Consider the following 13,094-nt stretch of genomic DNA (forward strand, 5'->3'; position numbering starts at 1 on the left):
ATAAAAAAACCCTTATTTCTGGCTATGACGCTACAATTGCGGGTTTATGTTCCACCCCATCCCCTGATAAAACACTGGCTGGCAGTTGCCCGTGATGCAGGCACACCTTCAGTATTATTTCGCAGTGCCATGACTGAGTTGGGAAGATGGCTGACTTATGAAGCTGCACGAGACTGGTTGCCGACCCAAGAAACGACGGTGCAGAGTCCCTTGGATACGTGTTCAGCAACCGTGATTGATCCGCAGATACCAGTAGCAGTAGTACCAATTCTGCGGGCTGGACTAGGATTACTTGAGGGAGCGCAGACTTTACTGCCTTTAGCATCGATTTACCATCTTGGTTTGGCGCGAGACGAAGAAACACTGCAACCTCATTGTTATCTGAACAAGTTACCAGAAAAATTTGACCCCGAAACACGAGTGTTAATTACCGATCCAATGTTGGCAACCGGAGGGTCGATGATGGCGGCAATGGCAGAATTGACACAACGGGGTGCTGATTCATCCTTGACCCGGATTGTTTGCGTAGTGGCGGCTGCACCAGCTTTGCAAAAACTGAGTGCAGCTTATCCAGGTTTAATAATTTACACGGCGACTATTGACGAAAAACTTAACAGCAAGGGGTATATTGTGCCGGGATTGGGAGATGCAGGCGATCGCATCTTTGGGACTTAAGCTACTATGCAGCTAGGGCAGGAAAATAGCATAACTACTGTAAAAGTTGCAAGGTTTGTTGAAGGCGGTAATATGAGTCAACGAGATGGTTTTGGCAGTGGTTTTGTAGCAGGGGCATTTGTCGGTGGCGTATTTGGCGGTGTTATCGGGGCACTGATTGCTTCTCGACGCAATCCAGAGTTGCTAGCAGAGGAGGAGACAGAACTGACGGATAGCCAAGCCGAAGCCAAGAAAATAGCAGCAAAGCGGCGTCAGATGAAAGCCTCAGAAAGCGAGAGCATCGGTATAGAGACGGCTAGGCGATCGCTAGAAGATAAAATTGCCCAGCTAAATGCCACAATTGATGATGTGCGGAAGCAACTGGGAAATGTTAATAGCGGTTCACCCCAAGCAAGCAATGACCGCTCTCTCACTAAAGACTCTTGAAGTTTGTTCAAGCGTGGTGAAAATGTCAAGTGTGGTAAGTGCTAAATCCGCAAACATCATGACATAGACTAAATTAAAATTAAAAGATAAGACCGCGTTTGACACTTAGTAGGAAACAAAGCTATCCATGAGTTTACTGATTACGACACTAGTTACCTTTGTCACCTTTTATAGCTATTTGCTAATTATCCGGGTTTTGTTGACCTGGTTTCCGCAAATCAACTGGTATAATCAGCCATTTGCTGCTTTAGCCCAAATAACTGACCCTTATCTGAATCTATTTCGCTCAATTATTCCCCCATTGGGTGGTATGGATTTTTCTCCGATCTTAGCTTTCTTCGCGCTCAACTTAGCTGGTGGCTTTTTGAGAGCCATTCCTTATTAATTAGCCTGCCATTTATTCATACAGGGATTTTGATTAGTAGCCGAATAAGAAAAATTGTAGAGACGCCAATTGTGAAAACGTCTCTACAATTTTTTTATATGGAGAAGTTCATCTATCGCAATCAAAAAATCGAGTGAATTCATAATTGGTAATTCCTAGCCCGCCAAGACTTGAAGTGTAAAACTAATAGCTAAAGTCCGCTTAAGTAGAGTGAAACTCTCTTTTAGTCTTCTCAACAACCGCCTCAGAATGAATTCTAAGGCAGTTGTTAAGTATGTAAAAAGTGTCAGTTATATTAACGCTGGTGTATTTGCACGCTTAACCTGATGTGTAGCAACCATCCGCATTCCGGCAGGTGCAGCTATAGTTAACCCACGGCGCACAGGATGCACAGGACGTTTGTTCACTAGCGATACTTGAAATTCTGACAAAATAGTTGCCAAGACAATTTTCATTTCATACTGAGCAAATGCCATGCCAATACAGCGACGATTCCCGCCACCAAAGGGTAAATATTCATAAGGTGAATATTGTCTTTCTAAAAAGCGTTCTGGTTTAAACTGCTTGGATTGTGGGTAAACTTCTTCTCGATGATGCGCTAAATAAATACTGGGGACTATTGCTGTTCCCTCTGGCAGTTCGTAGCCCATAATTTTAATTGGGATCTTCACAACCCGCACGAAAGCAGTCATGGCAATTGGGTAAATTCGCAATGTTTCTTGGCACACTGCTGTCAAATAGGGCAATTTAGCTACACTACTCAAATCCGGGTTAACTCCAATTGTGTTAAGTTCCTGTAGCAACTTTTCACGCACCTCCGGGAAATGGTCAATCCAGTAAAAAGCCCATGTCAACGCAGAAGCGGTAGTTTCATGTCCTGCAACTAGCAGTGTCATCAACTCATCGTGTAATTCTTCATCTGACATCCCTTGACCATCGTCATAACGAGCAGCCATCATCAAACTTAGGATATCTTGACGATTTTGATCGGATTGGGCCCGACGTTCTCGAAGCAAAGCATAAATAAGTTGATCAATTTTTTGCCGTTGTTGCAGAATCCGACCCCACGGACTCCACGCACCGAAATCTTTTTGGATGAACCTGAAAAAGAAAGCGCTAGACATTACGGGCGAACTGATGAAGTCTAGTAAGTCACTTAGCGATCGCCTCAGTGACTCAAAAAGCTCTCCCTCGTTTAAACCAAATACAACCCGTAGGATAACACGCAAGGTGATTTCTTGCATCGACTCTCGGATATTAAAAGGCTTGCCAATTTGCCATTGATTACTCACTTGTCGGGTTATTTTTTGGATATCCTGACCATAAGCCCGCATCCTTTCGCCATGAAAAGGAGGAGCTAGTAATTGCCGTTGGCGCTGGTGGCGATCGCCATCCGCTAACATAAAGGAGCGATCGCCAAGCAAAAATTTTAGTCCTATGTTCCCCCTGCCAATCTCAAAATGGCTGGAATCAGCAGTAAAAATCTGCTCAAGCGCTTGGGGTTGACTAAAGTACACAATATGGTTGTTAGAGCGACTACTTCTGATGGTAAAAGTATCACCATAAATTTTGGCAAAATCATCCACATATTTTACAGGCTGACCAATAAACTTGATCATCCGCAGCCAGCGCGGCATTTGAGGCCCATTAGGCAAATTGTAAGTTGCTGTCATCGGAGTTTGGGGAATTGATGGCTTCTGAATTTTATTGTTACGAGTTTTCATGTTCTTGAGGCCCACATAAAGCGGTATATTCATCATGGGGGAGTAGGGAGTAGGGAGTAGGGAGTAAAAAATGGAAGAGAAGGATAATAACTAATAACTTCTAATAACTAACTCAGTACTCAACACTCTTTCAAGTCAGTCCATAATCAAAAAATCCCACAACCAAAATGAAAAAGATTTCTTCCCTATTCCCTATTCCCTACCCCCCACTCCCTTTTCCTCGCTAAAGCAGTGCCAAAAATCATCGCTATTCTTAACGGTAAAGGAGGAGTCGGTAAAACGACCACCGCGGTCAATCTGGCTGCAAACTTTGCGAAGAAAAAAAAGGTACTGCTGATTGACGCAGATATTCAAGGTTCTGCCAGTTGGTGGTTTGGGCGCAGTCAGCAGGGAATGGGATTTGATTTATCTCAAGAAACAGATCCGACACTTTTAGGTAATTTAGGAAAGATAACAGGTTACGATTTAGTAGTGGTGGATACGCCTCCCGCTCTGCGCTCTGAAGCATTAGTGGCGGTAGTTGCGATCGCAGATTATCTAGTTTTGCCTACACCCCCAGCCGCAATGGATTTAGCTATCCTAGTGGAAACAGTCAAAGAAGCCGTCATCCCCGTGGGAACTCCCCATCGGGTACTGCTTACCAAAGTTGATACGCGCAGTATCGGGGAAGCACTAGAAGCAAAAAACACTCTCACTCGATTAGGTATTCCTGCTTGTAATACTTTTATCCGTGCTTATAAGGCTCATGAACGAGCGGCACTTGAGGGTGTAGCGATTAGTCAATGGCGAGGAAGTAATGCACGGGAGGCGGAGTTAGACTACCGCCGTGCAGCTGATGAATTACAGCGTGATTGGAGAAAATAATAATGGCTAGGAAACAAAGTCTCTCTGACTTACTACAAGAAGAGGCGCAAAAATTTACACCCTCTGAAGGGGAATCTGCGATCGAAGTTACAGCACAAGAAATTGCCGAAGAACAAGCTTCATCAGATGAAGAATCCTCAGCACAAACACCTGAGCCAAATTCTACTAAGCGCACAACTCCAACTAAGGCTGAATTAGAAGCAATTGTCAAAGAGTTGACAGCTAATCTGGAAAAAAGCCATAAAAAGGAAGCATCTCTTGGGCAGGAAATTGCTGATTTGCAATCAAAACTATCTAAACAACAAACATTAGCATCCGAACATAAATCATTAGTACAACAGGTTACAAAAGAACTTGAAGAAACCAAAAAAACAGCACTGCAACTCGCAGAAGCGAATTCTAAGCTTATAGAAGAAATTAATGCTTTAAAACAAACAGCCGAAGATAATTCTAAACTTGCTGTAGCTGTAAAAGAAACTAGTGCTATAAAACCAGTAAAGGAACCCTACAATCCATATAACTACAAAAAATCACATCTTTCATCAGAAAAACTAGCTCAAAATCAACCAGATGAGTATGCTGGTAGTGTTGTAAAAGAAACTAGTGCTATAAAACCAGTAAAAGACCACTACAATCCACTTAACTACAAAAAATCGCATCGGTCATCGCAACCACTAGCTCAAAATCAACCACAAAATCAACCAAATGAGTATCCTGAGAGTTCTAATGAGATGTGGTTACTTGACTAGTACAGCTTGGCGCAAATCCAGCTAGCCACGATTAACCAGACAAGGGGATTTTGCCCCTTGTCAAAGGTAGGCAAACTTCCGCCACAGTATACCCTCGTATTTTTTTAAGACGTTCTCCCCAAATACATCCAATAAAGTGCAAGAGATGCATCAGATTTCTTGGGTTTTAACTACAATTATCGAAAGTTTAAAATATGCTGTGCGGTGATTTGTGGTTGTTCCAGGTGTGGGAGATGGCCACAATCTTGAATCCAGACGAGGGTACTGTGTGGAATTGCTATTTTAAATCTTATGGCATCCCTAGTACCCAAAATTTTATCGGAATCGCCCCATAAGATTAGCGTTTGTTGCATAATTTGTGATATTTTATTAAATCTAAAAGCACTGTAACCACCACTTTTAGTGAAAGCAATCAAAGCTTGATGCCAACTCGGCATTTGTAGATGTAATGCGCCACAACATAGCGCATCGACAGAGGCAAGACTTTGATTTTTATATCCAATGCGGGAAACGCGATCGCGCACTTTCATATTACTCAAAAACTGAGTTGCTAAATAATCTAATGGGGGAAACATGAATTTACTTAATGGGGAACCACCCGCCAACCCAGCACTATCAATTAACACCAACTTTTTTACTACTTCTGGGTAAGTCAACGTAAAATCAATTGCAGTTGCACCTCCCATCGAAGCGCCTACCAAAATTACAGGTTGGTTAATCAGGCTTTTCCAGAAATAATAAAGATGGGTTTTAATCGCAGTTGGGCTATAGGCTATTTCTGAGAGTCTATTTGTAAACCCAAAACCCAACAAATCCACTGCCCAAGTTTCATTATCTCCAGATAGTAATGGCAAAAGCCGCCGAAATTCTAACACAGAACTATCAAAGCCGTGAATTAATAAAATAGGAGTTCCATCACTGCCTTGCTTGACATAGGTCGTGGTAACTGGTTGATTAATTAAAGGAGTAGCGATCGCAGTTGTTTGAATACTTTGAGCTAGTGCGATCGAGGCAGATTCTGTCAGTTGCCCAACTGCTTTAGGAAGAAAATTCGGAAACATAAATTTCAGTTTATCGTACTAGCTTGCTTCCACACATCGCTGATTTTGTTAAACAACAAAATTACACAAACTAACATCTTGAAATATTAATTGTAATACATAAAACATAGACCAGCAGCTATCAAAACATTCTAACTCCTAACTCCTAACTCCTAACTTCCTACTCCCCCAAAAATTATGACATCAAAAAAAGTTTTTTAAAATGTCAAAATTGGGACTAAAGCCACGTACAATTAAAATCGCCTATCCCTTAATCCAGGAGCTAATGCCATGCCAATGGCCGTTGGCGTAATTGAAACTTTAGGTTTTCCTAGTGTCTTAGCAGCAGCCGATGCAATGGTCAAAGCTGCCGCAGTCACAATTGTGTATTATGGTCAAGCAGAAAGCGCTCGTTTGTTAGTCGCCGTCCGGGGACACGTTTCTGAAGTAAATAGAGCTGTTGAAGCCGGAATCGTAGCTGGAGAGGAAGTTAAGGTTGGTACAGTAATTACCTACTACATCGTTCCTAATCCCCCAGAAAATGTTGAAACCATATTACCAATCCATTTCACTGAAGAATCAGAACCATTTCGCATGTTCTAAGCAATTTTGCTATTAAAATCTGTAGCGAAGCTTCGTACAATTAACTGGTAGTCCCCATATCGTTTATTCATACAGGAGATTAATAATGTCATTACAGGCAGTTGGAGCACTTGAAACGAAAGGTTTCCCTGCGGTGCTAGCAGCAGCAGATGCTATGGTAAAAGCTGGTCGAGTTACCCTCGTTGGTTATATCAGAGTAGGTAGCGCTCGTTTTACAGTTAATATTCGTGGCGATGTTTCTGAAGTAAAAGCCGCTATGGCTGCCGGTGTTGAAGCCGCAGAAAATGTTTATGGCGGTACACTTGAATCCTGGGTAATTATTGCTCGTCCCCATGAAAACGTTGAAGCTGTTCTGCCAATTGGTTACACAGAACAAGTCCAAGGGTATCGAGAATCTGTAGAAAATCCCATTGTTAGATCCAACAGTCGATAGATTTAACCTCCTGTGGGGGAATTCAAAACAAAAAATTCCCATAAATGAATTTAAAGATAAGTTTCTTGTCAGACTTCTGACTATCAAAACTTTAGAGGATTGCATTCTTTCTGTTTTGAGATTTTGCATAAGTTGAATTTTGGAGCATAGGGAAAGCAACAGTCAAAGTCAATAGTCAAAATCAATATTGACTGTTGACTATTTATTTTTTAAAATGCAAAAGTTGTAAGAACAACTTGCCAATGTTAGAGGCACAGTTGTGGATGAAGCTAGTTTAGAAAAGATAAATTGACCTATCAATCCCTACTATCTAGAATAGCGTAGGCGTAGCCCGTCGTAGACATCTCCATCTGGCATACCTAGGTCTGATTCCACGCTATAGCGATAGTAGGGATTGAAGAATTTATTTAAGGTTTATATAACGGCTTACCAAACAATCCTCATAAATGTTAATTTACGTATATAAACTTAAAATAATAAAAATATATCACAAAAATCAATTTATATGCTAAAGGTTTTCACATACTTACTTTATTCTGGGGAAGCCGTCCACGGCAGGGCTGCCCCATGAGTGACTGGCATGGGTTTAAGGGATTGTCCTGGGCAAAATATCACTAATACCAAGCCTATTGAGATTTAACTAAGTATTTATCTACGTAAGGGCTTGTAAAGTATTGAAACGTATACGGGTGAAATTATGCCTGACATTGAGTTAAATTAGATTCGTTCCTCCGGTCGTTTACAGAATATTCAGATTTCCTCAACCCACCTCGTGTAAAGGTTTATCCCCACCACTGTAGGCAGATTTCTATTCTCAGTTAGAAAACATAACTTTACAAAGAAATTAAATTAGAAAATAGCCCCAAAAGCATCATAGGTATGGGTTTGGGGAATTGGAAACCTGTAAGCACAACATGAATATAGAAATTTCTGCATAATTCTAGTGAATTAAGACGTAATAAAAGTGGAATCACTAAGCTATTTTCATGAGACTCATGAAATCCGGGCAGGTTGCCAGTTAAACAATTAGGTGGGACAAATGGGGGTTGTGATGCAAACTTCAAAATTGAGTTTCGAGGAACGCAATCTCACTATGACAGCAGATGTGGAACAACTAGCTCTAGATTGGCGAAAGCGCTTGGCTGCGGAATGTCCAGACCAAAATGAAGCTGCTAGGCAAAGCATTATTCTCTGGTTGTTGGGATCTGACTCCAAACGGTTTGATCTGTTTAACCCTAAAGAATTCGATATCGCCAAGCAAGCGATGGAATATCGCTGGAGAATTTTACGTCAACGCTATTTGGGGCTAGGGCGAGAACGTGCTTATCGGAACTTGATAACGCGATTGGGGAGTTTAGTAACATTACGGAATAAAATTCAGACTTGGGTTGCCCTAAGCCGCGATCGCCAGCGTAGTGTGATGGATGTATTGCAAGAAGTACTCCAAGAATTACTGCAAAGCGACAGCCAGATGCAACAGCAAATGGCTGATATTGCCAAATATACAAGTGATAGACGATTGGGAGATGCTCTACTATTTGCCAGTGTAGAAGAATATTGTCTGCGACCAGTCCGCAATCAACCCCTATTAGCTTATCGGTTTGTGAATTACTTGCGTCGCACTCAGCGCGGTGGCTTAACCCAAGTGCCGGGCCGTGACTTGATTAGACTGGTGTCAGAAGAAGTTCTCACTGACGACAATGACAATCGAGTTAACTTAGTCGATAATCAGGCGATCGCAGAATATCAAGAAGCACAACAGCTAGAGGAACAACAAGTCCTGCGTCAGTCAGTACAAAAAGAATTTGAAAATTATTTACAAGAAAATCTGGGAACAGACGCAGTAGAGTGGCTACGACTATATTTACAAGGTAAATCCCAGGAAGAGATCGCCCACAGATTAAATAAGCCGACTAAAGAAGTATACCGTCTGCGAGAAAAAATCAGTTACCACGCTGTGCGTGTTTTTGCCCTCAAAGGTAAACCAGAGCTAGTAGACAATTGGCTCTCAATTTCCTTGCAAGAACATAACTTGGGTTTAACCCAAAACCAATGGCAGCAACTAGATGAAAAATTGACTCCTCTGGGACGGCAGATTCTAGATTTGCGGAGAGCAGGTAACTCAATAGAAGCAATAGGCCAACAGTTAAAACTCAAAACCCATCAAGTGCTAGGTGAATGGACAAAAATCTATCTTGCTGCCCAATCTTTAAGAAGCCAGGAGTAGCCTGTGAGGCATTTAGTTGCTCAATTAAGGTGGTATACCAAACTAGGAGATGGCGAGCAGGGGAGAATTCATAGCAAGTTCATCCCCTCATGCCTCAGTTACTAGAGTAGAACTTCTGAAAGCACGCATAAGATTAATCTTGGACGCGTTATGTCTCGTTACACTTTCCGCTCGATATATTTTTTATATTAATAAGCTTTATATCCACAACTAAAGTTTTAATTAAATAATTAAACCTCAAATCATAGTTCTGTAAGTGAAATCGCTGATTCCAATTTTATACATAATTGTTATGTTGTAATCGAACTCTAGACTGATCAAGCTTAGAGTTCAACTCAAATAGATAGAGATTTTGCTGCCGTATTCTAAATAAGATTACGGTCTAAACAAATTTATAGTGACAAAGTTAGTTTCCTGCTCTTGAATCCATTTTTTATAAATATTTCATGCAGACTGAGGTTTTTAGTGAACTTTTCCCCTTAATGAGTACAGCCACCCCCCAAACTTTGGAATGGCTGCTCAACGTTGCAATTGAACATGAATACCCATCTGGGCGAGCCGTTGTGATGGAAGATGCCTGGGGTAACGCCGTTTACTTCGTTGTTTCAGGTTGGGTCAAAGTCCGGCGTACCGTCGGGGAAGATTCAGTAGCTCTGGCAATTTTTGGTAAAGGCGATTTTTTTGGAGAAATGGCAATTTTGGATGAATCTCCACGCTCAACCGATGTCATAGCCCTTTCGTCTGTGAATTTGCTGAGTGTATCTAGAGAGCGTTTTATTCAAATCTTGTTCAAAGACCCGCAGTTACATCATCGGATGTTACAACTTATGGTGCGGCGATTGCGACAAATTAACTTGCGTTTACAAATGCGGTCTTCACCACCAGCAGTCAAACTTGCCCATACCCTAGTGACTTTAGGCGAAAGCTATGGTCAAGAATCGAATTGTGGAAAGGACATTTTTAACATTCCTTTCAAAGATTTAGCAGAGGTGACAGAAATTGGTGTTGAAGAAACTACCAAAATTATGGAAAAGCTGCATGAGAAAGGGTGGATCAAAATTGACAGCGCCAACAACATAATTTATCTCGTAAACTTCAAACAGTTGATAAACTTGGCTGGTAAAGTATGATTGCTAAGGGTTATTAGGAACTGACAAATCAAAAAATATTCAATTATTGTGGGGTGGGTAGCGTTCGACTGAACGCTACCCACCCCACAATAATTGACTTTTACAATTTAAAAGACTCCTAAGCGCAAGCAACATCTGAACTGAAATGGAGCTTGCGCTGGTCAAAATCTAGTTAAGTACTTCTGCTACAGAACCTCCAATAGTTGTTTAATTTTTGTGTCCTGACGTTCTTTGAATTTTTCTGGAAAAACTAATTCGAGTGCAATCTTGCCATTTGTCTCTTCTACTGCATAAATTTCGGCAACAAATCGGTTAGATGAGAGGTTATCCTCATCCTCATTCAACAGTAAACCAACTAATGGTTTAACAGTTCGCATCGTGTACAAATCCTGTTGTCCTATCATTTTGTGAGAAGACACGGCTTTTGTATCCTCTATTTCCAAGCGCAAACCCGTTGTTCCTAATTCTGTGGCTACTGCAAAGAAGAAGTTACCATCCCAGTAGAGTCGGCTATGGCTATTTACCTGCTTGCGTACCTTTTTACGGCTAGTTTGTTTCACGTCACGCAAGGCCCGAGTCAGACTTGTGGCTAAGAATCCAAGGGAAGCAAAGGGTCGGTCTACATACTGGCCCTTTTGCGAATACCACTCCCGGACATCAGAATATAAAACTAGAGTTAAAGCATCGCGTTGGGCATCGTTGAGCTTCACAAAATCAACAGCCAAAAGTGTTTCTGTGTCATTAATAGGAGAGACTCGGACAATCTGCGCTGTTAAAGAGGCGCTAGCAGTATAATCTCCCATCACCTCAACTTCCGCTTCCTCCAGTAAATTGGGCCAAGTTTCCAAAGAAATTAATGCCCCAGTTTCTGAAATATTCACCGTTTTGCCCATGATTGTTTGACCTCTACTGCTAATTAAGATGGGGAGGCGACGCTGTAAACGGTGGGCAGTACGTACTTGTGGTTGTTCAAAACCAACCAGCAAAGCAGCTATCAGCAAAACCAGATTAAAAACAGACCACATGGTGTTGACTAAGACCGCTTGCCAATCTTCAGGATGTAGCAGCAGCCAATAAGGAACAGCTAGTAAGGAAGAGACTACAAGTGCTGTCACCACCAAAAGACCACGCATCGATTCCCAATCAAAGGTACGTTTGGTTATAGACGTTCCTTTGTCGGTAACGTTAAATGAACCCAGCTTGGGATTAAACAGCGCTAACATCGTCACCCACCCAGCCTGGAAAGCCATCGCAAATTCAAAAATTTCATTCCAGAAGGAGAAACGGACGTTTTTGTAAATGATGTAGTTAGTGAAAAGAGAGAGGAGAATATGGGGTAGGGCGTAGGCTAGAGTTTCTAAACCCAAACCTTGGACAGAGTTAATGCCAAATAATAAAAAGAGTGTCGGAGCGATCGCATATATTAGTCGAGGATAGCCATACAAAAAGTGTGAAGTCGCGCTAAAGTAACAAATCCGTTGTGCAAATGTTAGGTTCAGCTTCGGATTAAAAATGGGGTTTTCTAATCGCAGAATCTGCGCCATTCCCCTGGCCCAACGCACTTGTTGTCCTACGTAAGAAGAAAACGTTTCTGGCGCTAAACCAGCCACCATAATTTTGTCGTAATAGACAGACTTGTAACCCAGCGAATGCAATCGCAAAGCAGTGTGGCAATCTTCTGTCACGGTTTCCACTGCAATTCCCCCAACTTCTAAAGCGTGGGATTTGCGGATTAATGCTGCAGAACCGCAAAAAAAGGCGGCATTCCAAAAATCGTTACCTTTTTGCAGTACCTTATAGAACAGTTCATTGCCTGCGGGTATTCTACCTTTGGTGAGCAGATTACGCTCGAAGGGGTCGGGGTTATAGAACCAGTGAGGAGTTTGGACAAACGATACTTTGGGATCGAAGAAAAAACCCATTGTATGCAAGAGAATTTGCCGCGATGGAATGTGGTCACAGTCTAAAATCAACACTAAATCACCGTCGGTTTTGTAAAAGGCGGTATTGATATTACCAGCCTTAGCGTGGTCGTTATTGTCCCGCGTCATGTGTATACAGCCGAGTTCTTGGCACATTTGCCGTAGCTGTTCCCGTCTTTTGCTAAACTGTTCTCGGCGTGGGTCGTTCTGTTTATACTTTTCTGGACGACCATCATCAAGGATATAAACCTTTTTTTTATCAAGAGCATAATCACAGGCTAAGGCTGCCACAGCCGTCTTACGAACAATCTCCACATCTTCGTTGTAAGTGGGGATATAGATATCAACTTTGAACCATTCCTGTTGAGGAATGTTTGTCAGATTAACTGGTTGGCGTTCTTGAATTTTCAGGGTTTGAAAGTATGCCAATATTAAGGTGAGGATGGCATAAAGTTCGGCGGCGAACAACAATACGCAAGCGATGCTGTTGAGCCAACCATCAAAGTTAAGGGTGTAGCTGGTGCGGTAGTATAAATAACGCAGCGTTGTTACCATACTCAGCCACAGCAGAAACAGGTGATAATAGTGGCTGATTTCTGAAGAAGACTCTTGAAACTCAGCGTGTATGACCACTTGACCGAGTAGCACAAGAAATACTGCTACCAATCCCTGCTGCCAAACTTCTATTGGAGTAATAATCAGTGGCACTGAGAGTACCAATAGCAGCAGGATAAACCACTTAAACTGTTTCACACCGACTTTTTGGAGAGTGCGGTCAAAAAATCGGGGGGTAATATCAATCAACCAATTGCTCAATTTTAAGCGCTGGCGATCGCGTGATTTCCGGGGCGGTGTGTGGGGGGAAGAAGACATTGTGGATCTAAATTTTGAAATTTAAATTTAAGATTGTCGATAC

Annotated in this window: 12 protein-coding genes; 9 read left to right on the forward strand and 3 right to left on the reverse strand. The window is 42.0% G+C overall.

Features of this window, described 5'->3' with window-relative positions; translation table 11 throughout:
* Window positions 1-24 precede the first annotated feature (24 nt).
* From upp to ACFE90_RS03395, 3 genes are all read left to right on the forward strand, one after another.
* Window positions 25-675 carry a uracil phosphoribosyltransferase gene (upp, locus tag ACFE90_RS03385; protein WP_375497736.1) on the forward strand — a complete coding sequence of 217 codons (651 nt, stop codon included), beginning with the start codon at window positions 25-27 and terminating at the stop codon, window positions 673-675.
* 72 nt (window positions 676-747) lie between these two features.
* Window positions 748-1,101 (forward strand): hypothetical protein, encoded by a 354-nt coding sequence (locus ACFE90_RS03390; RefSeq protein ID WP_109012741.1) that lies wholly within the window; start codon window positions 748-750, stop codon window positions 1,099-1,101.
* Window positions 1,102-1,228: 127 nt separating this feature from the next.
* Entirely contained in the window at window positions 1,229-1,486 is a 258-nt protein-coding gene (locus ACFE90_RS03395) for a YggT family protein (RefSeq protein WP_100899972.1), read from the forward strand.
* Between the two features lie 290 nt (window positions 1,487-1,776).
* Here the strand turns inward: ACFE90_RS03395 and ACFE90_RS03400 are convergent, their stop codons facing one another.
* Window positions 1,777-3,159 carry a cytochrome P450 gene (locus ACFE90_RS03400; RefSeq protein ID WP_375497784.1) on the reverse strand — a complete coding sequence of 461 codons (1,383 nt, stop codon included), beginning with the start codon at window positions 3,157-3,159 and terminating at the stop codon, window positions 1,777-1,779.
* Between the two features lie 282 nt (window positions 3,160-3,441).
* Here ACFE90_RS03400 and ACFE90_RS03405 point away from each other — a divergent pair, with 282 nt between their 5' ends.
* Together ACFE90_RS03405 and ACFE90_RS03410 are read left to right on the forward strand one after the other, a co-directional pair.
* Window positions 3,442-4,074: a ParA family protein gene (locus ACFE90_RS03405; RefSeq protein WP_229467979.1), complete on the forward strand. Its 633-nt coding sequence runs from the start codon at window positions 3,442-3,444 to the stop codon at window positions 4,072-4,074.
* Window positions 4,075-4,076: 2 nt separating this feature from the next.
* Window positions 4,077-4,823 (forward strand): hypothetical protein, encoded by a 747-nt coding sequence (locus ACFE90_RS03410; protein WP_375497738.1) that lies wholly within the window; start codon window positions 4,077-4,079, stop codon window positions 4,821-4,823.
* Window positions 4,824-4,999: 176 nt separating this feature from the next.
* Here ACFE90_RS03410 and ACFE90_RS03415 read toward each other — a convergent pair whose 3' ends face one another.
* Window positions 5,000-5,884: an alpha/beta fold hydrolase gene (locus ACFE90_RS03415; protein ID WP_375497740.1), complete on the reverse strand. Its 885-nt coding sequence runs from the start codon at window positions 5,882-5,884 to the stop codon at window positions 5,000-5,002.
* A 270-nt stretch (window positions 5,885-6,154) separates the two neighbouring features.
* Between ACFE90_RS03415 and ACFE90_RS03420 the strand changes: the two genes are divergently transcribed.
* From ACFE90_RS03420 to ACFE90_RS03435, 4 genes are all read left to right on the forward strand, one after another.
* A complete protein-coding gene (locus ACFE90_RS03420; protein ID WP_094352432.1) occupies window positions 6,155-6,466 on the forward strand; it encodes a BMC domain-containing protein in 312 nt (103 codons plus the stop codon).
* 85 nt (window positions 6,467-6,551) lie between these two features.
* Window positions 6,552-6,899 (forward strand): carbon dioxide-concentrating mechanism protein CcmK, encoded by a 348-nt coding sequence (locus tag ACFE90_RS03425; RefSeq protein ID WP_118167458.1) that lies wholly within the window; start codon window positions 6,552-6,554, stop codon window positions 6,897-6,899.
* Between the two features lie 1,039 nt (window positions 6,900-7,938).
* Window positions 7,939-9,126 carry a HetZ-related protein 2 gene (locus tag ACFE90_RS03430; protein ID WP_375497742.1) on the forward strand — a complete coding sequence of 396 codons (1,188 nt, stop codon included), beginning with the start codon at window positions 7,939-7,941 and terminating at the stop codon, window positions 9,124-9,126.
* A 446-nt stretch (window positions 9,127-9,572) separates the two neighbouring features.
* A complete protein-coding gene (locus ACFE90_RS03435; RefSeq protein ID WP_375497744.1) occupies window positions 9,573-10,256 on the forward strand; it encodes a Crp/Fnr family transcriptional regulator in 684 nt (227 codons plus the stop codon).
* Between the two features lie 185 nt (window positions 10,257-10,441).
* Here ACFE90_RS03435 and bcsA read toward each other — a convergent pair whose 3' ends face one another.
* On the reverse strand, window positions 10,442-13,051 hold the full coding sequence (gene bcsA / locus ACFE90_RS03440) for a UDP-forming cellulose synthase catalytic subunit (RefSeq protein ID WP_375497746.1): 2,610 nt from the start codon (window positions 13,049-13,051) through the stop codon (window positions 10,442-10,444).
* Window positions 13,052-13,094 lie beyond the last annotated feature (43 nt).

Origin of the sequence: uncultured Nostoc sp. (assembly GCF_964245445.1) — a bacterium.
Taxonomy (GTDB): Bacteria; Cyanobacteriota; Cyanobacteriia; order Cyanobacteriales; family Nostocaceae; genus Nostoc.